The organism is Glutamicibacter creatinolyticus (assembly GCF_006094275.1).
In the GTDB taxonomy this organism is placed as follows: domain Bacteria; phylum Actinomycetota; class Actinomycetes; order Actinomycetales; family Micrococcaceae; genus Glutamicibacter; species Glutamicibacter creatinolyticus.
Map to the genome: position 1 here is coordinate 1,677,176 of NZ_CP034412.1, position 22,193 is coordinate 1,699,368.

The 22,193-nt window shown below is 67.8% G+C and carries 21 protein-coding genes; 2 read left to right on the forward strand and 19 right to left on the reverse strand.

The window, feature by feature from the left end; genetic code table 11:
• Positions 1-49 precede the first annotated feature (49 nt).
• Positions 50-781: an MIP/aquaporin family protein gene (locus GcLGCM259_RS07645; RefSeq protein ID WP_425459771.1), complete on the reverse strand. Its 732-nt coding sequence runs from the start codon at positions 779-781 to the stop codon at positions 50-52.
• A gap of 48 nt (positions 782-829) precedes the next feature.
• Positions 830-2,509 (reverse strand): glycerol-3-phosphate dehydrogenase/oxidase, encoded by a 1,680-nt coding sequence (locus GcLGCM259_RS07650; protein ID WP_138927203.1) that lies wholly within the window; start codon positions 2,507-2,509, stop codon positions 830-832.
• A 169-nt stretch (positions 2,510-2,678) separates the two neighbouring features.
• Between GcLGCM259_RS07650 and GcLGCM259_RS07655 the strand changes: the two genes are divergently transcribed.
• Complete coding sequence (locus GcLGCM259_RS07655; protein WP_342773542.1) at positions 2,679-3,626, forward strand: sugar-binding transcriptional regulator; 948 nt, start codon at positions 2,679-2,681, stop codon at positions 3,624-3,626.
• A gap of 9 nt (positions 3,627-3,635) precedes the next feature.
• A complete protein-coding gene (locus GcLGCM259_RS07660; RefSeq protein WP_138926240.1) occupies positions 3,636-4,502 on the forward strand; it encodes an alpha/beta fold hydrolase in 867 nt (288 codons plus the stop codon).
• A 30-nt stretch (positions 4,503-4,532) separates the two neighbouring features.
• Here the strand turns inward: GcLGCM259_RS07660 and GcLGCM259_RS07665 are convergent, their stop codons facing one another.
• The 17 genes from GcLGCM259_RS07665 to aroB all read right to left on the reverse strand — a co-directional run bounded on the left by GcLGCM259_RS07665 (position 4,533) and on the right by aroB (position 22,175).
• Positions 4,533-6,497: a primosomal protein N' family DNA-binding protein gene (locus tag GcLGCM259_RS07665; RefSeq protein WP_138926241.1), complete on the reverse strand. Its 1,965-nt coding sequence runs from the start codon at positions 6,495-6,497 to the stop codon at positions 4,533-4,535.
• A 12-nt stretch (positions 6,498-6,509) separates the two neighbouring features.
• Positions 6,510-7,715 carry a methionine adenosyltransferase gene (gene metK / locus GcLGCM259_RS07670; protein WP_138926242.1) on the reverse strand — a complete coding sequence of 402 codons (1,206 nt, stop codon included), beginning with the start codon at positions 7,713-7,715 and terminating at the stop codon, positions 6,510-6,512.
• 101 nt (positions 7,716-7,816) lie between these two features.
• On the reverse strand, positions 7,817-9,019 hold the full coding sequence (gene coaBC / locus GcLGCM259_RS07675) for a bifunctional phosphopantothenoylcysteine decarboxylase/phosphopantothenate--cysteine ligase CoaBC (RefSeq protein WP_138926243.1): 1,203 nt from the start codon (positions 9,017-9,019) through the stop codon (positions 7,817-7,819).
• Positions 9,020-9,118: 99 nt separating this feature from the next.
• Positions 9,119-9,376 carry a DNA-directed RNA polymerase subunit omega gene (gene rpoZ, locus GcLGCM259_RS07680; protein ID WP_054821784.1) on the reverse strand — a complete coding sequence of 86 codons (258 nt, stop codon included), beginning with the start codon at positions 9,374-9,376 and terminating at the stop codon, positions 9,119-9,121.
• 10 nt (positions 9,377-9,386) lie between these two features.
• Positions 9,387-9,950, reverse strand: a complete 564-nt coding sequence (gene gmk / locus GcLGCM259_RS07685) for a guanylate kinase (RefSeq protein WP_054821783.1) — start codon at positions 9,948-9,950, stop codon at positions 9,387-9,389.
• 3 nt (positions 9,951-9,953) lie between these two features.
• Positions 9,954-10,289, reverse strand: a complete 336-nt coding sequence (mihF, locus tag GcLGCM259_RS07690; protein WP_054821782.1) for an integration host factor, actinobacterial type — start codon at positions 10,287-10,289, stop codon at positions 9,954-9,956.
• Between the two features lie 133 nt (positions 10,290-10,422).
• Positions 10,423-11,256 (reverse strand): orotidine-5'-phosphate decarboxylase, encoded by an 834-nt coding sequence (gene pyrF / locus GcLGCM259_RS07695; protein WP_138927205.1) that lies wholly within the window; start codon positions 11,254-11,256, stop codon positions 10,423-10,425.
• A gap of 37 nt (positions 11,257-11,293) precedes the next feature.
• A complete protein-coding gene (gene carB, locus GcLGCM259_RS07700; protein ID WP_138174067.1) occupies positions 11,294-14,572 on the reverse strand; it encodes a carbamoyl-phosphate synthase large subunit in 3,279 nt (1,092 codons plus the stop codon).
• Positions 14,572-15,741 (reverse strand): glutamine-hydrolyzing carbamoyl-phosphate synthase small subunit, encoded by a 1,170-nt coding sequence (carA, locus tag GcLGCM259_RS07705; RefSeq protein ID WP_138926244.1) that lies wholly within the window; start codon positions 15,739-15,741, stop codon positions 14,572-14,574. The genes carB and carA overlap by 1 nt, the downstream gene beginning before the upstream one ends.
• A complete protein-coding gene (locus GcLGCM259_RS07710; protein ID WP_246049457.1) occupies positions 15,741-16,253 on the reverse strand; it encodes a PH-like domain-containing protein in 513 nt (170 codons plus the stop codon). The genes carA and GcLGCM259_RS07710 overlap by 1 nt, the downstream gene beginning before the upstream one ends.
• Complete coding sequence (locus GcLGCM259_RS07715; protein ID WP_138926245.1) at positions 16,250-17,551, reverse strand: dihydroorotase; 1,302 nt, start codon at positions 17,549-17,551, stop codon at positions 16,250-16,252. The genes GcLGCM259_RS07710 and GcLGCM259_RS07715 overlap by 4 nt, the downstream gene beginning before the upstream one ends.
• 4 nt (positions 17,552-17,555) lie before the next feature.
• A complete protein-coding gene (locus GcLGCM259_RS07720) occupies positions 17,556-18,527 on the reverse strand; it encodes an aspartate carbamoyltransferase catalytic subunit (protein ID WP_138174073.1) in 972 nt (323 codons plus the stop codon).
• Complete coding sequence (pyrR, locus tag GcLGCM259_RS07725) at positions 18,524-19,096, reverse strand: bifunctional pyr operon transcriptional regulator/uracil phosphoribosyltransferase PyrR (protein WP_138926246.1); 573 nt, start codon at positions 19,094-19,096, stop codon at positions 18,524-18,526. The genes GcLGCM259_RS07720 and pyrR overlap by 4 nt, the downstream gene beginning before the upstream one ends.
• Before the next feature lie 379 nt (positions 19,097-19,475).
• Positions 19,476-19,886, reverse strand: a complete 411-nt coding sequence (gene nusB, locus GcLGCM259_RS07730; RefSeq protein WP_138926247.1) for a transcription antitermination factor NusB — start codon at positions 19,884-19,886, stop codon at positions 19,476-19,478.
• The gene (efp, locus tag GcLGCM259_RS07735; RefSeq protein WP_138174079.1) at positions 19,886-20,446 is read right to left on the reverse strand and encodes an elongation factor P; all 561 of its coding nucleotides are present in this window, start codon (positions 20,444-20,446) and stop codon (positions 19,886-19,888) included. The genes nusB and efp overlap by 1 nt, the downstream gene beginning before the upstream one ends.
• 91 nt (positions 20,447-20,537) lie before the next feature.
• Complete coding sequence (locus tag GcLGCM259_RS07740) at positions 20,538-21,080, reverse strand: tetratricopeptide repeat protein (RefSeq protein WP_138926248.1); 543 nt, start codon at positions 21,078-21,080, stop codon at positions 20,538-20,540.
• A 3-nt stretch (positions 21,081-21,083) separates the two neighbouring features.
• A complete protein-coding gene (aroB, locus tag GcLGCM259_RS07745) occupies positions 21,084-22,175 on the reverse strand; it encodes a 3-dehydroquinate synthase (RefSeq protein ID WP_138926249.1) in 1,092 nt (363 codons plus the stop codon).
• Positions 22,176-22,193 lie beyond the last annotated feature (18 nt).

Genomic DNA, 22,193 nt, shown 5'->3' on the forward strand with positions numbered 1-22,193 from the left:
GCACCTGCCTGAGACCAGCTTGTGCGATCCCCGCTAATAGCTCAAGGTTCTAGAACAGCGCGGCGGCACCAAGACCGCCCAGGACACCGCCGATGAGCGGTCCGGCAACCGGGACCCAGGAGTAGGCCCAGTCCGATGATCCCTTGCCCGGGATCGGCAGCAGGGCGTGCGCCAGGCGCGGACCGAGGTCACGCGCCGGGTTGATCGCGTACCCGGTGGGTCCGCCCAGCGAGGCGCCGATGGCGACCACGATCAGCGCGACGGCCAGCGGGCCCAACCCGTGGGGGGTCTTGCCGAAGCCGTTGATCACGAACACCAGCACGAAGGTGGCGATGATCTCGGTGACCATGTTCCAGGGGTAGGAGCGGATGGCCCCTCCGGTGGCGAAGACGCCCAGCTTGCTGCCGCCGTCGATGGGTTCATCGAAGTGCTTCTTGTAGGCCAGCCAGGTGCCCACGGCGCCGAGCACGGCACCGATCATCTGGGCGGCGAAGTACAGCAGCATGTTCGCCACGGTCTTGTCCACGCCCGGTGCCAGCTCGGTGGCATCGGCGTTGACCATCAAACCGACGGTGACCGCCGGGTTCAGGTGGGCGCCGGAAGCGGCGGCCACCCAGACACCGGCGAAGACCGCCATTCCCCAACCGAAACAGATCGTCAGCCAGCCCGCGGCGTGGCCCAACGTCCCCTTCAGATTCACATTGGCCACCACGCCGGTGCCCAATAGCAGCAGAATGAATGTGCCGGTGAGTTCGGCAAGAAATATATTCGGAGTCAACACTGACCTTCCTGGGGTGGATGCCGGCGGCCCACTGCCGCCGGCCACTGATTAGGTGAGAATCACCTCGTGGTGGGTTCGCAGCACCGAGAGCGCATGATTGATCTCGGCGTCGGTTTGGGCCCCATCCCAGCCCATGGGCACGGCGAGGCTGCTTGCCACCTCGTGCACCAATTCATTGGTCACCAGGCCGCGGAAGGCCAGGTTGGTGCGGCGGATGAACACGTCGATCAGGCGACCGACCTGCTCCTGCTCGGCCAGGTAGGCCAGCTCCTCGTGGGAGAGCTGGTCGCTGTGCTCCAGCAGGTGCTCATCCTCGCCCACGATGTCCAGCACCGCGTCGGCGCGGGTGCCGTAGCGTTCGAGCAGCACGCGCAGCCGTTCGCGTCCGGCCCGGTGCTCGCGGGCGGCGTACCAGGCATCCAGTTCGCCCTCGTTCATCGGGAAGTTCCGTCCGCCGCCGATCGGCACCCCGACGGTGCTCTGGCGCTGCTCGGCGCGCAGGAAGTTCAGCACCTTGCCGCCCAGGTTCTCACCCAGCGCGCGGAAGGTGGTCCACTTCCCGCCGATCAGCGAGAGCATCATGGTCTTGTCGGTCAGGCGGGTTTCCTTCACCTGGTAGTCGCGCGAGACGAACCCGGGGGCGGTGTCATCGTGGTTCGGCAGCGGGCGCACCCCGGAGAAGCGGTAGACGATGTCCTGGCGGTCGACCTTGATGTTCGGGAAGACGTGGTGGATCAGTTCGAAGAAGTAGTCCACTTCCTCCTCGGTGCACACCGCCGGTTCACGCATGTCATGCTCCAGGTCGGTGGTGCCCACCAGCACGCGGCCAAGCATCGGGTAGATCAGCACGATGCGCCCGTCTTCGTGTTCGAAGAAGATTTCCCGGCCCCCGGTGGCGGCCAGCAGCTCGGGGTGGTCCAGCACGATGTGCGAGCCCTTGGTGCCGCCGGTCCACTTGGTCTCCCGGCCCAGGTCCTCGTTGGTCAGGTCCACCCAGGCGCCGGTGGCGTTCACGAGCACGTCGGCCTCGAACTCGAACTGCTCCCCGCTCAGCTCGTCGCGCAGCTGCGCCTTGCCGTCCTTGAAGCCGGTCAGCGAGGTGTAGTTGGTGGCGCGGGCCTGCGGATTGGCGGCCAGCCCGTCGCGCAGCACGTCCAGGGTCAGGCGCTCGGGGTTGTGCACCGAGGCGTCAAAGTAGGTAGCGGTGTACTTCACGTCCTGGCGCAGCGCCGGCAGGTCCTTGCGCGCGTTGCGTCCGGCCTTGAAGCTGTGCCACGGGGTGTTGCGTCCGCCGATGCCGGCGAACACGTCGTACATGATCAGCCCGGCCTTGATCAGCGCCGCACCGCGTTCGGTGGGCTTGCCCGACTTGTGGGTCAGGAAGCGCATCGGGGCGGAGAGGATGCCGGAGAAGGTGGAGAAGATCGGGATGGTGGTCTGCAGCGGCTTGACGTAGTGGGGGGCGATCTGCAGCAGCGAGTTGCGTTCCTGCACGGACTCGTGCACCAGGCGGAACTCACCGTTTTCCAGGTAGCGGATGCCGCCGTGGATCATGTGCGAGCTGGCGCCGGAGGCGCCCTGGCTGTAGTCCCCGCGCTCGATCAGCGCAACGTCGATTCCCTGCATGGCAAGGTAGCGGAACGTCGCCACCCCGTTGATGCCTCCGCCGACCACCAGTACCTGCGCATTCGGCCGTTGGCGCAGTAGTTTCAGCTGGTCCCGTTGCACGGTCACCGCCCCCTTGTATCTCAACCTTTGGTCTTTATACGGTTAGTCTTGTCACGCAGGAACAAACAGGTCAAATGATTTGCACAAGTGTGCGAAAAAGGTGGTTTCGATGCAGGAATCGGTGCGCGGCACGGCACGGGCCCGGCCCAAATCTGACACATCCGTGCAAGTGGACCCAAAGTCCCGCGATGCCCTGCGGGCCGCGCACCTGTATTACGTGCAGGACATGAAGATGGAGAGCATCGCCCGGGAGCTGGGCACCTCGCGCTCCACCGTCTCCCGCCTGCTCTCCTTCGCCAAGCGCACCGGCATGGTCTCGGTGGAGATCAACCCGGCGGCAAACATGTCGGTGATGGCCGCCGCCCAGCTCTCGGACATGTACGGGATCTCGGTGCAGGTGGTGCCCACCGACGGGTCCCTGGATGACACCCAGGTGCTGCAGCGGGTCTCCGCGCACGCCGCCTACGTGCTGGGCAACATGGTCTCCTCCTCCATGACCGTGGGGGTGGCGTGGGGTTCGACGATGCAGGCGCTCTCCGCGGCGCTGGGCAGCCACCCCACCCATGACACGGTGATCGTGCAGCTGAACGGGGCGGCGAACCCGAACACCAGCGGGGTCGGCTACGCCAGCGAGATCCTCACCCGCTTCGGCCAGGCGTTCACCGCCCGGGTCGAGCAGTTCCCGGTCCCGGCGTTCTTTGACCGCGCCGCCACCCGGGAGGCGATGTGGCAGGAGACCTCGGTGCGCCGGGTGCTGAAGGTGCAAAGCGAAATGAACCTGGCGGTCTTCTCCCTGGGCGCGGCCAACGCCGCGGTCGCCTCCCAGGTATACCGCGGCGGCTACCTCAGCGAGGCGGAGAACGCCCAGCTGCGCGAGATCGGGGTGGTCGGGGACGTGGCCACCGTGTTCTTCGACGCCGCCGGGCGCAGCCAGGACATTGAGATCAACAACCGCTCCACCGGCCCCAGCCTCGCCGCGCTGCGCGCGGTGCCGCGCCGGTTGTGCGTGGTGGCCGGACGCAGCAAGATTCCGGCGGTGCGCGGGGCTTTGGCCGGTGGCTTAATCACCGACCTGATCATCGATGAGGGAGCGGCCCTGGCCCTGCTCGGTGGGTAGCATTAACGCATGCGCCTTCGTGATGAACTGATCTCCACCCACCACCATCGGCACTCCACCATGAAGGTCTTCACCTACCCGTCCAGCACCGACACCCCGGCCGGGGTGATCCTGGCGGTGCACGGCTTCCGCGGGGACCACCACGGCCTGGCCCGGATCACCGAGCTGCTGCCCGAGTACACGTTCATCGTCCCGGACCTGCCCGGGTTCGGGGCCTCCAGCCCCATGGACACCGAACACGACGTGGAAGGCTACGCCCGGGTGCTCGATGGCTTGGCCAGCGAGCTGCAGCTGGGCGGGCACGTGATCCTGCTGGGGCATTCCTTCGGCTCCCTGGTGGCCGCGAAGCTGGCCACGCTGCGGGACTTTTCCTCGCTGATCCTGCTCAACCCGATCTCCGAGCCGCCCCTGGAGTCCTCCCAGCGGCTGATCGCCGCCGGCGCCGGGCTCTTCTACGAGGCCTGCGCGAAGCTGCCGGCCGGGGTGGGTGAGCGGATCCTGCGCTCTGGGCTGATCACCGATGCGATGAGCTGGTTCATGACCAAGAGCCGGGATCCGCAGCTGCGCCGCTATGTACGGAACCAGCACCGCGCCTACTTCTCCGGCTTCCACAACCGCCAAACCCTCTCCCAGGCCTACCGGGCCTCGATCAGCCACACGGTGCAGCAGTGGGCGCCGCGGATCGCCGAACCGGTGCTGATGGTCGGCGGGGAGGACGATGAGATGGGCAGCCCCGACACCCAGGAGCAGCTGCGCGCCAGCTTCCCGCAGGCGGTGCTGGTGATGCTGGAGAACGTGGGACACCTGATCCACTACGAAAAGCCGGAGGAGACCGCCTGGGCGATCCGCGAATTCCTCGCCGGTCGGCTGCGCTAACCGCGCACCGGCGCACAGGCTGCGCGGGGTTTAGAGCACCTCATCCGGGTCCACCCGGACGGTGACCAGCGGGTCCTTCGCCGCGGACATGCTCGCGCGCAGACCCCGCAGCGCGGCGGTCACCGCCGGGCCCTGGGCGTAGGAGAAGAACAGCACGTAGCGGTGTTCGCGGGTCTGCTCATCAATGCTTGGCCCGTGCACGGTCACCGGCAGCTGCAGCTGCCCGATGAAGCGTTCGGCGCCCGGACCGGTGACGATCGCCGAGCGCACCGCCGGGGGCAGGCCGATCTCATGGCGTTCGGCCAGCTCGCGTTCGGCAAAGCCGGCCGGGTCCCACCGCACCAGCGCGTTGCCGGCCGGGCTCGGGTTGCCGGTGAGCACCACCACCCCGTCGGGCCGGGCCAGCGCGGCGGCGGTGAACCAGCGGCTGATCACCTCCTCGGCGTTGCGCAGGGAATCGTGGGCCAGCATCTTATCCGCATCCAGCAGCAGCACCGCCCCGTAGCCTGCGGCGGCGACCGGCTCCACCCCGGGGGTGGCGACCACCAGGGCCGGCTTGTCCGGGACCTGGCGCACCGGCTTGGCGCCGGTGGAGGAGATCACCGGCACCTTCGCGAACGCCTGGCCCAGCTCCTCGGCGGTGCGTTCGGCCCCGATCGATACCGCCCGCAGCCGAGGCGAGCCGCAGTTCGCGCAGCGGTGGTCGCGGTAGTAGGTGCCGCACCAGCGGCAGTTGACCGCGCCACCGGCCCCGCCCAGCTGCAGCGGGCCCTGGCAGTGCGGGCAGCGGGCGAAGCTGCGGCACTCCTGGCAGGCCAGCGCCGGCATGAACCCGGTGCGGGCCACCTGCACCAGCACCGGCGCGCTTTCCAGGGCCCGGCTGGCCTCCCGCCAGGCCAGCGACGGGATGCGGGCGCGGGCCAGCACCGGGTCCCGCTCGAGCTCAAAGTCGGTGGTGGTCGCCGCGACCCGGGCCACTTGGCGGCGCAGCAGGTCGCGCGGCAGCTTCAGCTCCTGCGCCCAGCCGGTGTCCACCAGGCGCTGGGCCTCCACGGAGCGCGACGGGGAGGCGATCAGCAGCGAACACCCGGTGTGCTGGCTGCGCAGCAGCGCCACCTCCCGGCTGTGCTGGTAGGGGGCGCGCAGTTCGCGGTGGGACTGGTCCCCGTCCTGCCACAGGATCACCAGCTCCAGGTCCGGGATGTGGCACAGCGCCGCGGAGCGGGTGCCGATCACCACCGGCACGTGCCCGCAAATGGCGCGCAGGAAGTTGCGGTAGCGCGGGGTGGGCCCGTCCTCGGCCTGCAGCCGGGCATAGAACTCGGGCCCGATCGTCTCGTCCAGGTAGGTGCCCAGTCGCTCCAGGTCGGCCGCGTCCGGCACGATCACCAGCACCCGCTTGCCGCGCCCCAGCACCGGGCGGGCGGCATCGAGCACGAAGCCGGGCCAGGAGCCGGGGAAGTTCGGCACCCAGGTGGCTACCGCCCGGTGCAGGCTGCCCTCGCCCCAGTCGCTGAGCGCCTGCGCTCCCCCGGTGTAGTGGGAGAGCTGGTTCACCGGCACCTCGGGCAGGGTGAGCTGTCCGGCGGCCAGGGCGTCGGCGGCCAGATCCTCCTTCTCCACCCGCGCCGCGCGCGGGGGCACGGCCTGGCGCACCACGTCCCACAGCGTGCCGGCGTAGCGTTCGGCCACCAGTTCGGCGGTGGCCAGCACCTCGGGATAGAGCACCCGGGTTTCGGAGATGAGCTTGCCCAGTTCCCGCACCTTGAACCCCGGGTCCGCGTCCGGGATCAGCTCGGTGATGAACCCGTCCAGCTGGCGCCCGCCAAAGGGCACCTTGACCCGCATCCCGGGCTGCACCCTGTCGCGCAGCGAGACCGGCACGCTGTAGTCAAAGGGCCGGTCCAGGTGCGGGACGGGGGAATCAATCAGCACCCGGGCCAGCAGCGGTATGCGCTGCGGCTCGGGTGCTGATATCAGGGCTTCTTGTTCCACGGGGCCTGCGGGCTACGCGTTGAACCAGGAGCGCAGCGCATCCACCTTGTCGGTGCGCTCCCAGGTGAAGTCCATGTCGTCGCGGCCGAAATGGCCGTGCGCGGCGGTCTTCTGGTAGATCGGGCGCTTCAGGTCCAGGTCCTCGATGATGCCCAGCGGGCGCAGGTCGAAGATCTCGCGGATGGCCCGGGTGATTTCGGCCGGGTCCACGGTCTCGGTGCCGAAGGTTTCCACGTACAGGCCCACCGGGGTGGCCACGCCGATGGCGTAGGCGACCTGGACCTCGGCGCGCCGGGCCAGGCCCGCGGCGACGATGTTCTTGGCCACCCAGCGCATCGCGTACGCGGCCGAGCGGTCCACCTTGGACGGGTCCTTGCCGGAGAACGCGCCGCCGCCGTGGCGGGCGAAGCCGCCGTAGGTGTCCACGATGATCTTGCGTCCGGTCAGCCCGGCGTCCCCGACCGGCCCGCCGATGATGAACGGCCCGGAGGGGTTCAGGATGATCTCGGTGTTGGAGGTGTCCAGCCCGGACTTGGAGATCACCGGGGTGACCACCTCCTCCAGCAGGTCGGCCTTCAGGGTTTCCAGCTCGTATTCGGCCGCGTGCTGGCTGGAGACGACCACGGTGTCGATCGACACCGGCTTGTCCCCGTCGTAGCCGATGGTCACCTGGGTCTTGCCGTCGGGGCGCAGCAGCGGCAGCCGGGCGTTCTTGCGCACCTGGGTGAGCCGCTCGGAGAGGCGGTGGGCCAGGAAGATTGGGGTGGGCATCAGCGACTCGGTTTCATCCGAGGCGTAGCCGAACATCAGCCCCTGGTCCCCGGCGCCCTGCATGTCGCGCGGGTCCTTGGCGGTGCCTTGGCGGGACTCCAGGGAGTTGAACACCCCGTCGTGGATTTCCTGGGACTGCTGGCCGATGGAGACCGACACCCCGCAGCGGGCCCCGTCAAAGCCGTTGGCCGAGGAGTCGTAGCCGATGTCCAGGATGGTGCGGCGCACGATCTCCGGGATTTCCACGTACCCGTTGGTGGTCACCTCGCCGGCCACGTGGACCAGCCCGGTGGTGGTCAGGGTTTCCACCGCCACCTTCGAGTTCGGGTCCTGGGCGAGCATGGCGTCCAGGATGGCGTCGGAGATCTGGTCGCAGATCTTGTCCGGGTGTCCCTCGGTCACTGATTCCGAGGTAAACAGGCGTAGTTCAGGGGTTGTTGAAGTCACCTTGTTACTCTATCTGGTCGTGTCGACCCTTTGTCCTTCGTTGCGTCCTTGGGTGAATGGCTGTGACATGGTCCTGGTCACCATGTGACGGGCCGATGACGCTATATTGCGCCGGCCAGCTGTTCGATGACGCGCCGCGCCACCTCCAGCTTGCTTCCGGCGGCGGAAACCGCCTCGCGCCCGTCGGCGAACAGGATTGTGGCCTCGTTCGTCTCCGCGCCAAACGTCTTGCTCTGCCCGACCTCGTTGACCACCAGCATCTCGCAGCCCTTCTTGGCCAGTTTGGCCCGGCCGTAGTCCAGCACGCTGCCCTGCTCGTCCCCGGTTTCGGCGGCGAAGCCGACCACGGTGCGCGGCAGCGTTTGGTCCTGGGCGCGGGCGGCGACCAGTTCGGCCAGGATGTCCGGGTTGCGCACCAGTTCGATCACCGGCGCCGAATGCTCGTCGCGCTTCTTGATCTTGGCAGCCTCCACGCTGGCCGGGCGGAAGTCGGCGACCGCCGCGTTCATGATCAGCGCGTCCTTGCCCGGGGCGTGGGCGAACACCGCCTCGCGCAGCTCCAGCGCGCTGGAGGCGTGCACCACCTGCACCCCGTGCGGTGCGGGGACCTCCAGGTGGGTGGCGATCAGGGTGACGTTTGCCCCGGCGTCGCGGGCCGCGGCCGCCAGCGCCACGCCCTGGCGGCCCGAGGAGCGGTTGCCCAGGAAGCGGACCGGGTCCAGCGGTTCGCGGGTGCCCCCGGCGGTGATCAGCACGCTGCTCCCGGCCAGCAGCGGCTCGCCCAGGTGCACCTGCAGCGCCTGGAAGATCTCCTCCGGCTCGGGCAGGCGGCCCGGGCCACTGTCCTTGCCGGTCAGCCGCCCCACGGCCGGGTCGATCACGTGCACCCCGCGCTGGCGCAGCGTGGCGACGTTGGCCACGGTCGCCGGGTGCTGCCACATTTCCGTGTGCATGGCCGGGGCCATCACCACCGGGGCGCGGGTGGCCAGAAGGGTGCCGGTGAGCAGGTCGTTGGCGATCCCGGCGGCCGCCTTGGCCAGCAGGTCGGCGGTGGCCGGAACGACGACCACCAGGTCGGCCTCCTGGCCCAGGCGCACGTGGTTCACGGTGTCCACCGCGTCGAACACGTTCGAGGTAACCGGGTTGCCGCTGAGGGCCTCAAAGGTGGCGTTGCCCACGAACTGGGCGACGTTGCCGGTGGGAATGACATCGACGTGGTGCCCGGCCTCGCGCAGCAGGCGCAGCAGCAGGACGGACTTGTAGGCGGCGATCCCGGCGGAGACCCCGAGCACGATTCTCTTCAACTTCTACCTCACAATGTGGGACTGGGTGGCGGCCTGCGGGCTTAAACAGCGAATGGCGCCACCGGTGCTAACTGGGGCGCCATCCGTTGAAGTGTTGACTTACTCGGCGTCGGCCGGGGTGACCTTCAGCAGGCCCTCGTTCAGTTCACGCAGGGCGATGGTCAGCGGCTTCTCGTTGAGCTTGGTTTCCACCAGCGGGCCAACGTACTCGAACAGGCCTTCGTTCAGCTGCGCGTAGTAGGCGTTGATCTGGCGGGCGCGCTTGGCCGAATTCAGCACCAGCGCGTACTTGGACTCATCGGTCTTCAGCAACGAGTCGATTGAAGGGTTGATGATTCCTTCAAGGTTTTCGGTCACAGGACTCCCCTTATTTTTCGTCTAGCCCCATGAGGGACACAAGCTCTTCGGCGGCCCGCGACACACTGTCGTTGACAATGGTCACGTCGAATTCCGGTTCGGCCGCAAGTTCCAGTTTAGCGGTTTCCAGCCGGCGCTGCTGTTCCTCGCTCGATTCGGTGCCGCGGCCCACAAGCCGGCGCACCAGTTCATCCCAGGAGGGCGGGGCCAGGAACACGAATTGTGCCTCCGGCATCGACTCCTTGACCTGGCGTGCGCCCTGCAGGTCGATTTCCAGCAGCACCTTCTTGCCCTCGGCCACGGCCTGTTCCACGGTGGAGCGGATGGTGCCGTAGCTGTTCTGCCCGTGCACGACCGCCCATTCAAGCATTTGGCCGGATTCGACCAGCTCCCCAAAGCGCTTGGGCCCAACGAAGTAGTAGTGGACCCCTTCCACCTCCCCCGGGCGCGGATCGCGGGTGGTGGCCGAAACCGACAACCAGACCTGCGGATAGTTCTCACGGATGTAGGTGGAGACGGTGCCCTTGCCTACGGCCGTGGGGCCGGCCAGAACCGTTACCGACGCTGGGGTCATTTACTACGCTTTCGTCTTGGGCGGAGATTGCTTGAAGTGTTCAGTGATCGCCACCCGCTGCTTGCGTCCCAGGCCGCGCAGGCGGCGTGACGGGGAGATCCCCAGGCGTTCGAGCAGGTTCGCGGCGCGGACCTCACCGACGCCGGGCACTGATTCGAGCAGGTCCATCACACGCATGCGACCGACTGCCTCATCTTCGTACACCAAGTCTAGTACCTCAGTGATGGAGATTTTTCCGCTACTGAACTGGGACTTGATCTCAGCCCGACGGGTGCGGGCGGCCAGGGCCTTGGCACGGGCGCGGATCCGGTCTTCGTCTGAAAGTTCTCGCAGTACCATCGTTCAGCCATCCTTCATCAGTTGTGGACTAAGGCCATGTTGTGAACATAACCACCAAACGCGGCATTTGCAAGAGTAATCGCGCTGTGGCTACTAGAAACCTTAGTAGCCACAGCGCGATCCGACTACTTTACTAACCGGCGGCGAGCAGTTCGTCGCGTACCATGCGGGCCTTGTCCCGCAGCGCCTGGACCCCGGGTCCGGCGCGCAGGATGTCCCGGCTGCTGCTGGCCAGCACCTGGCGGTGGCTGCTGGCGAAGCTGTTGGCAAGATCACCCGCGGTGGCGCCCTGCGCCCCGAGCCCGGGGGTCAAAAGCGCCGCCTTCGTCGCGGACAGGTCGATGCCCAGCCGCTGCGGGGCATTCCCGACGGTGGCGCCGATGACCAGGCCCACATGGCCCAGGTCCGCGGCGTGCGCGTTGTCCTGCGCGACCGCGTCGATGATCCGCTTGGCCACCGAGGCCGCTCCCCCCACGTGCTGCACGCTTTGGCCCTCCGGGTTGGAGGTCAGCCCGAGCACGAACACCCCGCGCCCGGTCTGCCCGGCCAGGTCGATGGCCGGGCGCAGCGACTCGTAGCCCAGGTAGGGGCTGAGGGTCACCGCGTCGGCGGCCAGCGGCGAACCGTCGGCCAGCCAGGCGTTGGCGTAGGCGACCATCGTGGAGCCGATGTCCCCGCGCTTGGCGTCGGCCAGGGTCAGCACCCCGGCATCGCGCGCCGCGGCCAGGGTTTCCTCCAGGGCCGCGAAGCCGGCCGAGCCGAAGCGCTCGTACAGCGCCACCTGCGGCTTGAGGATCGCCGCGGTGCCGGCGACCGCCTCGATGACGCCCAGCGAGAAGCGGCGCACCGCGTCGGCGCTGTCTTCCAGCCCCCAGGAGGCCAGCAGGCTGGGGTGCGGGTCGATGCCCACGCACAACGGCCCGTTCGCCTCCATCGCCACCCGCAGCCGGTTGCCGAAATGATCCATTTCGGTGTTCCCGGCCGCGGCGTGTCCCGCCCCGGCGCTAGCCACGGCCGCCTGCCGAGACCAGGTCCGGGTGCTCCTGCAGGCTGGTCACATCCCAGCTGTAGTGGCGCAGCGCGTCGATGGCCTGCACCGCGGCACCGAACTCGGCCACGGTGGTGATGATCGGGGTGCCCACGCTGGTGGCAGCCGCGCGGATCTCGTAGCCGTCCCCGCGCGCCTCGGAGCCCGAGGGGGTGTTCAGGATCAGCCCGATCTGGCCCTCGGTGATCATGTCCACAATGGTTTCCCCGCCCTCGTGGACCTTGTTGACCACGGTGGTGGGGATCCCGTTGCGACGCAGCACCTGGGCGGTGCCGCCGGTGGAGACGATCTCAAACCCGTTGTCGGACAGGTGCTTGACCGGCAGCACGATCGAGCGCTTGTCCCGGTTGGTGACCGAGACGAACACCTTCCCGGCGGTGGGCAGCGGATTGTTCGCCGCGGCCTGGGACTTGGCGAAGGCGGTGTCGAAGTACTTGTCGATGCCCATCACCTCACCGGTGGAGCGCATTTCCGGTCCGAGCAGCGAGTCGACGACCTTGCCCTGCGGGGTGCGGAAGCGGCTGAAGGGCAGCACGGCCTCCTTCACCGCCACCGGGGCGGTTTCCGGCAGGTGGGTGCCATCGCCCTGGGCCGGCAGGATGTCCCCGCGCAGCTGGGCAATGCTGCGGCCCACCCCGATCATCGCCGCGGCCTTGGCCAGCTGCACGCCGGTGGCCTTGGAGGTGAACGGCACGGTGCGCGACGCGCGCGGGTTCGCCTCGATGACGTAGAGGATGTCCCCGGCCAGCGCGAACTGGATGTTGATCAGCCCGCGCACGCCCACGCCCTCGGCGATCGCGCGGGTCGCGGCGGCCACCTTTTCACGCACGTCGTGGCCCAGGGTGATGGGCGGCAGCACGCAGGCCGAGTCGCCGGAGTGGATGCCGGCCTCCTCGATGTGCTCCATGATCCCGCCCATGTACAGCTCGGTGCCGTCAAACAGCGCGTCCACGTCGATCTCGATCGCGTCCTCCAGGAAGCGGTCCACCAGCACCGGGTGGTCCACGGTGATCTCGGTGGCGTTCTCGATGTAGCGCGAGAGGTTCGCCTCGTCGTAGACGATCTCCATGCCGCGCCCGCCCAGCACGTAGCTGGGGCGCACCAGCACCGGGTAGCCGATCTCGTCAGCGATCCGCTTGGCGTCCTTGAAGGACACGGCGGTGCCGTTCTTCGGGGCCACCAGCCCGGCGGCGTCCAGCACCTGCTGGAACGCGCCGCGGTGCTCGGCCAGGTCGATCGCCTCCGGGGAGGTGCCCAGGATCGGCACCCCGGCGGCCTTCAGCTCGGCGGCCAGCTTCAGCGGGGTCTGCCCGCCCAGCTGCACGAACACGCCCAGCACGCCGCCGGAGGCCTGTTCGGCGTGGATGATCTCCAGCACGTCCTCCAGGCTCAGCGGCTCGAAGTACAGCCGGTCGGAGATGTCGTAGTCGGTGGAGACGGTCTCCGGGTTGCAGTTGACCATCACGGTCTCGTATCCGGCCTCGCGCAGCGCCATCACCGCGTGCACGCACGAGTAGTCGAACTCGATGCCCTGCCCGATCCGGTTCGGGCCCGAGCCCAGGATGATCACCGAGGGCTTCTCATGGGCCGGCACCTCGGTTTCCTGGTCGTAGGAGGAGTACAGGTAGGGGGTGTACGCCTCGAACTCGGCCGCGCAGGTGTCCACGGTCTTGTAGACCGGGCGGATCTCCAGCGCGTGGCGCACCCCGCGCACCACGGCCTCGGCGTTGCCGGTGAGCTTGGCGATCTGCGCGTCGGAGAACCCGTGGCGCTTGGCCTCGCGCAGCATCTGCTCATCCAGGTTCGCCGACGCGGCGATCATCGCCGCGGTCTCGTTGATCAGCGCCAGCTGGTCCAGGAACCACGGGTCGATGCCGGTGGCCTCATAGAGCCGCTCGATCGACACCCCGGAGAGCAGGGCGCGCTGCACCAGGGCCAGGCGCTCGGTGGAGCCGACCTTGATCTGCTCCAGCACGTGCGGGATCTGCTCCTGCTCCAGCGGCTCGAAGGACAGCTCCGCGCCCTTCTGCTCCAGGGAGCGCAGCGCCTTCTGCAGCGCCTCGGTGAAGTTGCGTCCCAGGCTCATCGCCTCGCCCACCGACTTCATGGTGGTGGTCAGCGTGGCGTCGGCGGCCGGGAACTTCTCGAAGGCGAAGCGCGGGACCTTGACCACCACGTAGTCCAGGGCCGGTTCGAAGGAGGCCGGGGTCTTCTTGGTGATGTCGTTCTGGATCTCATCCAGGGTGTAGCCCAGGGAGACCTTGGTGGCGATCTTGGCGATCGCGAACCCGGTGGCCTTGGAGGCCAGGGCGGAGGAGCGCGAGACGCGCGGGTTCATTTCGATCACGACCACCCGCCCGGTGTCCGGTTCGATGGCGAACTGGATGTTGCACCCGCCGGTGTCCACGCCCACCTCGCGGATCACCGCGATGGAGATGTCGCGCAGCTTCTGGTATTCGCGGTCGGTCAGGGTCATCGCCGGGGCGACGGTGATCGAGTCGCCGGTGTGCACGCCCACCGGGTCGAAGTTCTCGATGGAGCACACGACCACGACGTTGTCGTTCTTGTCGCGCATCATCTCCAGCTCGTATTCCTTCCACCCCAGGATGGACTCCTCCAGGAGCACTTCGGTGGTCGGCGAGTACTGCAGGCCCGCCCCGGCGATGCGGCGCAGGTCCTCCGCGTTGTAGGCCATGCCCGAACCGAGCCCGCCCATGGTGAAGGAGGGACGCACCACGACCGGGTACTTCAGCTCCTCGACGGCGGCGAAGGCCTCCTCCATGGAGTGCACGATGATCGACTTGGCCGATTCGGCGCCGCAGCGCTCCACCACGCCCTTGAACTTCTCGCGGTCCTCACCCAGCTCGATGGCCTCGATGTTCGCGCCGATCAGCTCCACGTCGTACTTGTCCAGTACGCCGTTCTTGTCCAGCGCGATCGCGGTGTTCAGCGCGGTCTGCCCGCCCAGGGTCGGCAGCACCGCGTCCGGGCGCTCCTTGGCGATGATCTGCTCGACCACCTCGGGGGTGATCGGCTCCACGTAGGTGGCGTCGGCGAACTGCGGGTCGGTCATGATGGTGGCCGGGTTGGAGTTGACCAGGATGACCCGCAGGCCCTCCTCCTTCAGCACGCGCAGCGCCTGGGTGCCGGAGTAGTCGAATTCCGCCGCCTGGCCGATGACGATGGGGCCGGATCCGATGACGAGAACTGATTTCAGATCGGTGCGCTTTGGCATTACTTGTTGTCCTTATCTGCGGTGCTGTCCAGCACGTCGGCGAAACGGTCGAAGAGGTTGGCGGCGTCGTGCGGCCCGGAGGCGGCCTCCGGGTGGTACTGCACGGAGAAGGCCGGGATGTCCAGGCAGCGCAGCCCCTCCACCACCTGGTCGTTCAGCGAGAAGTGGGAGACCTCCACCTGGCCGAAGCGCTCCACCGGGGCGGTGAAGCTGCCCTGCAGCGGGGCCTGGACGGCGAAGCCGTGGTTCTGGCTGGTGATTTCCACCTTGCCGGTGTCCTTGACCATCACCGGCTGGTTGATGCCGCGGTGCCCGAAGCGCAGCTTGTAGGTATCCAGCCCCAGCGCCCGGCCCAGGATCTGGTTGCCGAAGCAGATCCCGAAGTACGGGATGCCGGCGTCCAGCACCTGGCGCACCAGTTCGATCTGCTCGGTGGCGGTGGCCGGGTCGCCCGGGCCGTTGGAGAAGAACACGCCCGAGGCGCCCGAGGCCTTGATGTCTTCAAGGGTCGCGTCGTGGGGCAGCACGTGCACGCGCATGCCGCGTTCGGCCAGGCGCACCGGGGTCATCGCCTTGATGCCCAGGTCGATCGCGGCCACGGTGTGGCGCACTTCCCCGCTCCAGCCGTGGTCGGCCGGTTCGACGAAGTAGGGTTCGTCCACCGAGACCTCGGCAGAGATCTTGCGTCCGGCCATCGCCGGCTGGTCCTTGACCTGGTCCACCAGCTCCCGGACCGGGCGGGCGGCGGCCGCACCGGAGAAGATCCCGGCCTTCATGGCCCCGGCCTCACGCAGGTGGCGGGTCAGTGCGCGGGTGTCGATGCGTTCGATGCCCACCACGTCGTGGGCGATCAGGTCCTCTTCCAGGGTGCGCACGCTGCGCCAGTTGCTGGGGCGGCGGGAGCCTTCGCGCACCACGTAGCCGGCGGCCCAGATGCGGGTGGATTCGGGGTCCTCGTCGTTCACGCCGGTGTTGCCGATGTGCGGGAAGGTCTGCACCACGATCTGGTGGGCGTAGGACGGGTCGGTCAGGGTTTCCTGGTAGCCGGTCATGCCGGTGGTGAATACCGCTTCACCCAGGGTGGTGCCGACCTTGCCGTAGGCGCGGCCGGGGAAGACGGTGCCGTCCTCCAGGACCAGCACTGCGTCGGGGGTGCTTTGAGTGTTCACTAGTTTGTCTCCTGATCTGCCGCATCGTCCAAGTGCGATGCCAGCATCTGATAAATCTTTGCGTTGTCCGCGTGGTAGCGGGGGCGGAAGCCGGTGTCGAAGTCGAAGTCGTCCTTGACCCACCCGGTGATCACCAGGCCGTTGTCCTCCACGAACTTCCCGGCCATCCCCGAGGCCCGGTTCACCCGGGTCAGCGCCGCGAAGGGCACGTGCACCGCGCGGGCCCCGGCCCGCATGAAGTGCACCCCGCGCTCACCGATCACCAGGTCCGCGTTGGTGCGCACGCCCAGCTGGTGCACGGCGATCCGGTCCAGCCAGTCCTCCCCGCGGGTGGTGGCCACGTACATGCCCTCGAAGCGGGCGACCTCGGTGTCGGCAAAGTCCTGGAACGGGGCCGGCACGCCGGACTGTCGTCGCTTGCGGTTGCGCCAGCCCACCGCGATGAGCAGCAGCAGCACCAGGATGATGCCCAGCGTCCAGGCGATCGGGACGAAGTACGGGCTGTGGATCACTGGGCCACCCGGGCGCTGGCCAGGGCGCCGTCCAGGACCGTGGGGTGGCCGTGGAAGAAGGTGGCGCGCACCGCGCCGGGCAGCTGCATGCCGGCGAACGGGGAGTTGCGGCCCTTGGTCTCCATGGCGTAGGGGTCCACCGTCCAGCGGGCCTCGGGGTCCACCAGCACCAGGTTGGCGGGCTCGCCCTCGGCGACCGGGCGGCCCTGGTCCTCCAGCCGGCCCAGGCGGGCCGCGGCGCCGGAGGTGATCCGCGCGACATCCGGCCAGCCGATCAGCCCGGTGTCCACCAGGGTGTGCTGCACGATGGACAGGGCGGTTTCCAGCCCGGTCATGCCCATCGCGGCGGCCCCCCATTCGCAGTCCTTGGATTCGGCCGGGTGCGGGGCGTGGTCGGTGCCGATCATGTCGATGGTGCCATCGGCCACCCCGGCGCGCAGCGCCATGACGTCCGCTTCGCGGCGCAGCGGCGGGTTGACCTTGTAGACCGGGTCGAAGCTGCGCACCTTCTCATCGGTGAGCAGCAGGTGGTGCGGGGTGACCTCCGCGGTGACCTGGATGCCGCGGGCCTTGGCCCAGCGGATGATTTCCACGCTGCCGGCGGTGGAGACGTGGCACACGTGCAGGCGGGCTCCGACGTGTTCGGCCAGCAGCACGTCGCGGGCGATGATCGACTCCTCCGCCACGGCCGGCCAGCCGGCCAGGCCGAGCACGGCCGAGACTTCGCCCTCGTTCATCTGGGCGCCCTCGGTCAGCCGCGGTTCCTGGGCGTGCTGGGCGATCACCCCGTCGAAGGCCTTGACGTATTCCAGGGCCCGGCGCATCAGCAGCGGGTCAAACACGCAGATCCCGTCATCGGAGAACATGCGCACCTTCGCCCGGGAGTCGGCCATCGCGCCGATCTCGCTCAGCTGCTTGCCGGCCAGCCCGACGGTGACTGCCCCGACCGGGCGCACGTCCACCCAGCCGGCCTTGCGGCCCAGCTCATAGACCTGCTCCACCACGCCGGCCGTATCGGCGACCGGGGTGGAGTTGGCCATGGCGTGCACCGCGGTGAACCCGCCCTTGGCGGCGGCGCGGGTGCCGGTTTCCACGGTCTCGGCGTCCTCCCGGCCCGGCTCACGCAGATGGGTGTGCGGGTCGACCAGGCCCGGCAGCAGGATCTGGCCGGAGGCGTCGATGACGGTGGCGTCCCCGGCCTGCAGGCCCTGGCCGATCTGTGCGATCGTCCCGTCGGAGACCAGCACGTCGGCGGTGTCCCCGCCCAGAATGCTGGCGTTGTGAATCAGATACTTCATGGACCTAGCTTTCCTTGATCAAGTCGCCGGAGAGGAGCATGTAGAGGCTGGCCATGCGCACGGCCACGCCGTTGGTCACCTGGTCCAGCACGGTGGAGCGTGGGGAGTCGGCGGCGGCCGAGGAGATTTCCAGGCCGCGGTTCATCGGGCCCGGGTGCATGATCAGCGTTTCCTCGCCGGAGGCGTCCAGCGCCTTCAGCCGGGCGTCGTCCAGGCCCCAGTAGCGGGAGTATTCACGCGGGTTCGGGAAGTAGGCGGCATGCATCCGCTCCCCCTGCACGCGCAGCATCATCAGCGCGTCCACCCCGGAGGCGATGACCTCGTCCAGGTCATAGCTGATGGTGCACGGCCAGGCGTCGGCCCCCACCGGCAGCAGGGTGGGCGGGGCGACCATGGTCACCTCGGCGCCCAGGGAGTTCAGCAGCCACAGGTTCGAGCGGGCCACCCGGGAGTGCAGGATGTCCCCGACGATGGCGACCTTCAGCCCGTCCAGGCCCTTGCCGTGCGGGGCGGTGCCCTCGCGCAGGCTGACCTGGCGGCGCAGCGTGAACGCGTCCAGCAGCGCCTGGGTGGGGTGTTCGTGCATGCCGTCCCCGGCGTTGACGATCGGCAGCCCGATCCAGTCGGTGGCCGCCAGGCGAGCCGGTGCACCCGAGTCGGGGTGCCGGATCACCACGGCGTCGGCGCCGATGGCCAGCAGGGTTTGGGCGGTGTCCTTCAGCGATTCACCCTTGGACACGGAGGAGCCCTTGGCGGAGAAGTTGATCACGTCCGCGCTCAGGCGCTTGGCGGCTGCCTCGAAGGAGATGCGGGTGCGGGTGGAGTCCTCGAAGAAGAGGTTCACCACGGTGCGTCCGCGCAGCGCCGGCAGCTTCTTGACTTCCCGGGTGCCGAACTCGCGCATTTCCTCGGCGATGTCCAGGATCCGGATGGCTTCTTCGCGGGTGACGTCCGCGGTGGAGATCAGGTGTTTCATGCGCCGGCCTCGATGATCACTTCGTTGTCCTGGTCGGTTTCCGCCAGGTGCACGCGCACCTTTTCGCTTTTGGCGGTGGGCAGGTTCTTGCCCACGTGGTCGGCGCGGATCGGCAGTTCGCGGTGCCCGCGGTCCACCAGCACGGCCAGGCGCACGATGCGCGGGCGGCCCCAGTCGGACAGGGCGTCCAGGGCGGCGCGGATGGTGCGTCCGGAGTAGAGCACGTCATCGACCAGCACCACGACCTTGTCGTCGATCCCGCCAGCGGGCAGCCGCGTGGGTGCCGGGGTGCGGGTGGTGGAGGTGCGCAGGTCATCGCGGTACATGGTGATGTCCAGCTGCCCGACCAGCGATTCGGGGTTGACGGCGCCGGAGGTGGTGGCGGCGATGCGTTCGGCCAGGCGCTGGGCCAGCGGATAGCCGCGGCGCGGGATGCCCAGCAGCACCAGGTCCTCGGTGCCCTTGTTGGCCTCAATGATTTCAAAGGCGATGCGCGTCAGCACGCGTTCGATGTCGTCCGAGGACAGCACCGTGCGGGCGCCAGGCGTTGCCGGCGATTTCTCGCTCATGCGTTGCATCTCTCCCTTCTCCGCCTCACGGGACGGTTCTTAAAGGAATATTGCTCCTATGAAATTATCACGTCCCGGCACCACTTCCCCACCGAAAAGCTATACATGACCATGAATGATGCGTTAGTTCGCTCACAAGCGGCGTCGTTGACGCTGCCTCCGCGCGCGCCGCAGCGTCACTTCCTGCCCGCGACGCGGTTGCAGGCAGCCACAATGTTCACTTGGCCACACTGCGCGCCACCGCCGAAACATTGCGCCGCATAGTACGGCGAGGGGCCGGCACCGCGGCCACCGGGACGTGGCCGAAAGGGAGGTTAAACGCCGCAAGCCGGAACCACGAATCGGGTTCCGGCTTGCGCGGGGACAGGCAGGGTGAGGATCAGTCGACCAGGGTGTCCTTGATTTGCTGGATGCGGCCGAGCACGCCGTTGACGAATTCCGGGGAATCGTCGGTGGACAGCTCACGCACGTTGGCCACGGCCTCGGCGACGGCGACGGCGTCGGGCACGTCGTCGTTGTACAGCAGTTCCCACACGCCGATGCGCAGGGCGATGCGGTCCACCGACGGCATGCGTTCCAGGGTCCAGCCGCGCACGTAGCTTTCCAGGATCTCATCGATGCGCTGCTGCTGGGCGGTGACGCCCTCGATGATCTGGATGGAGTACTCGTTGATCACGATCTCGGAGTTCTCCCGGCGTCCGACGGCCACGGCCAGCGGCTCGGCGCCGCGTTGTTCGGCTTCGAAGAGGAATTCCAGGGCCCGGCGCCGGGCCTTGGCACGGGCACTCACTAGGAGACACGTCCCAGGTAGTCACCGTTGCGGGTATCGACCTTGACCTTGGTGTTCTGCTCGACGAACAGCGGCACCTGGATGATCTTGCCGGTTTCCAGGGTGGCCGGCTTGGTGCCTGCCGAGGAGCGGTCGCCCTGCAGGCCCGGCTCGGTGTAGGTGATTTCCAGGATGACCGACGGCGGCATTTCCACGTACAGCGGGTTGCCGTCGTACATGGCGATGGTCAGTTCCTGGTTTTCCAGCATGTAGTCGGCGGCGTCGCCCACGGTGGCGCCGGAGACGGTGACCTGGTCGTAGTCGTCCAGGTTCATGAAGACGTAGTCTTCCCCGTCCTGGTAGAGGTACTGGTAGTCGCGGCGGTCAACGTTGGCGGTTTCGATCTTCGCCCCGGCGTTGTAGGTCTTGTCCTGGACGCGTCCGGTGACGACGTTGCGCATCTTGGTGCGCACGAACGCCCCACCCTTGCCCGGCTTCACGTGCTGGAAGTCAATGATGGTCCACAGCTGGCCGTCAATCTTGATGACCTGACCGTTTTTGATGTCAGTCGTATCTGCCACGAGTCCTCAATCCTCATATTCAGCCGGCTCACGCCGGCCCTTTGTCAAAAAACCATGTCCTAGTCTAGCGCATCGATCCGCCGGCGCCGTGTTAGGCGCTGGCCTGCAGGCGCTGTTCGGCCATTTGCAGGCAGATGCGCGAGGCGTCCACCAGGTGCCTGGGCGCGTTGATCGCCTGACGCTGCTCCAGGGCCAGGGTGAAGCGGGTCACCGCCGCACGGTAGTCCCGGGTTTCGTAGAACGCCATGCCCAAATGGTGCTGCATCAGCGGCTCGTACTCGGTGTCGGCGAACTCCTCGGCCAGCTTGCGCAGCCGGTTGATGGCCCGCTGGGTGTCCCCCTGCATGCGGGTCAGCTCGGTGTCCAGCACCCGCAGGTGCGCGTTCATCGGGTCCAGCAGGCGCTGCTCGGTGATCATCTCCCCCGCCTGGGCCAGTTCGCCGCGGGCCAGGTGGATGACCACCTGGTCGGTGGGCGAACCGACCTGCATGGAGCGTTCCGCGGCGGCCTCATCGGCCACGTAGGCGCGCATCGTTTCGGGGTTGATCAGGATTCCGTCAATGGAGGTGTCCACACCTTCACGGTTGACGGAGGCGACTTCGAAGGACACCGCGTTGTGTCGTGCCTCAGTCATTGCTTACTCACCAATCTCCTGGTAGGCCGCGAACAACAACGAGTTATCCGGAACTTCATAGATCCGCGGCTTGCCAATATCTTCCAGGACCACGAAGCGCAGCTGGTCGCCTCGGGCCTTCTTGTCCCGCTTCATCCCGTCCAGCAGCGACGCCCAGCGGTCGTTGCGGTAGGTGGTGGGCAGTCCCAGCGAGGATAGGATCGCGGCGTGGCGTTCGGCCACCGCATCCGGGGTGTAGCCCACCGAGCGTCCCAGTTCCGCGGCGAAGCACAGGCCAATGGACACCGCCGCGCCGTGGCGCATCTGGTAGCGTTCGGCCAGCTCGATGGCATGGCCCAGGGTGTGCCCGTAGTTCAGGTATTCGCGCTCCCCGGATTCCTTCAGGTCCCGGGAGACCACATCGACCTTCACCGCGATGGTGCGTTCGATGATTTCACGCAGCCGCTCGCTGGTGGGATCCATGGCCTCTTCGGGGTTTTCCTCGATGAGCTCCAGGATCCGCTCGTCCTTGATGAAACCGCACTTGACCGCTTCGGCCAGCCCGGTCACCAGTTCGTGCTTCGGCAAGGTGGCCAGGGCGTCCAGGTCCACCAGCACGCCGGCCGGCGGGTGGAAGGAGCCGACCAGGTTCTTGCCCTCGGCGGTGTTGATGCCGGTCTTGCCGCCCACGGCGGCGTCCACCATGCCCAGCACGGAGGTGGGCACGTGCACGACCTTCACCCCGCGCAGCCAGGTGGCGGCCACGAAGCCGGCCACGTCCGAGACGGCGCCGCCGCCCACGGAGATTACCGCATCCGAGCGGGTGAAGTCGTTCTTGCCCAGGACCTCCCAGCAGAAGGCGGCGACCTGGATGTGCTTGCCTTCCTCGGCGTCCGGGATTTCGGCGGTGATCGCCGAGTAGCCCTTGGTATCGAGTTCATCCTTGACCAGGTCCCCGGTGGTGCGCAGGGCCCGCGGGTGGATGATCAAAATCTTCTTGACACTTGGTCCAAGCAGTTCGGGAAGCTGTCCCAGCAAACCATTACCGACCAGAACCGGATAGTTCTGCTCCGGTGATGCTCCGGTGACCTGAAGTGTGGTGGGTGCTAAAGGCATCCGTAGAGATCCTCCTGT

Excerpts from the sequence above, each read along its gene's own strand:
- GcLGCM259_RS07660 (WP_138926240.1), top strand. The coding sequence starts at position 3,636 with ATGCGCCTTCGTGATGAACTGATCTCCACCCACCACCATCGGCACTCC.
- gmk (WP_054821783.1), bottom strand. The coding sequence starts at position 9,950 with ATGACCCCAGCGTCGGTAACGGTTCTGGCCGGCCCCACGGCCGTAGGC.
- mihF (WP_054821782.1), bottom strand. The coding sequence starts at position 10,289 with ATGGTACTGCGAGAACTTTCAGACGAAGACCGGATCCGCGCCCGTGCC.
- pyrF (WP_138927205.1), bottom strand. The coding sequence starts at position 11,256 with ATGGATCATTTCGGCAACCGGCTGCGGGTGGCGATGGAGGCGAACGGG.
- carB (WP_138174067.1), bottom strand. The coding sequence starts at position 14,572 with ATGCCAAAGCGCACCGATCTGAAATCAGTTCTCGTCATCGGATCCGGC.
- GcLGCM259_RS07715 (WP_138926245.1), bottom strand. The coding sequence starts at position 17,551 with ATGAAGTATCTGATTCACAACGCCAGCATTCTGGGCGGGGACACCGCC.
- GcLGCM259_RS07720 (WP_138174073.1), bottom strand. The coding sequence starts at position 18,527 with ATGAAACACCTGATCTCCACCGCGGACGTCACCCGCGAAGAAGCCATC.
- pyrR (WP_138926246.1), bottom strand. The coding sequence starts at position 19,096 with ATGAGCGAGAAATCGCCGGCAACGCCTGGCGCCCGCACGGTGCTGTCC.
- GcLGCM259_RS07740 (WP_138926248.1), bottom strand. The coding sequence starts at position 21,080 with ATGACTGAGGCACGACACAACGCGGTGTCCTTCGAAGTCGCCTCCGTC.
- aroB (WP_138926249.1), bottom strand. The coding sequence starts at position 22,175 with ATGCCTTTAGCACCCACCACACTTCAGGTCACCGGAGCATCACCGGAG.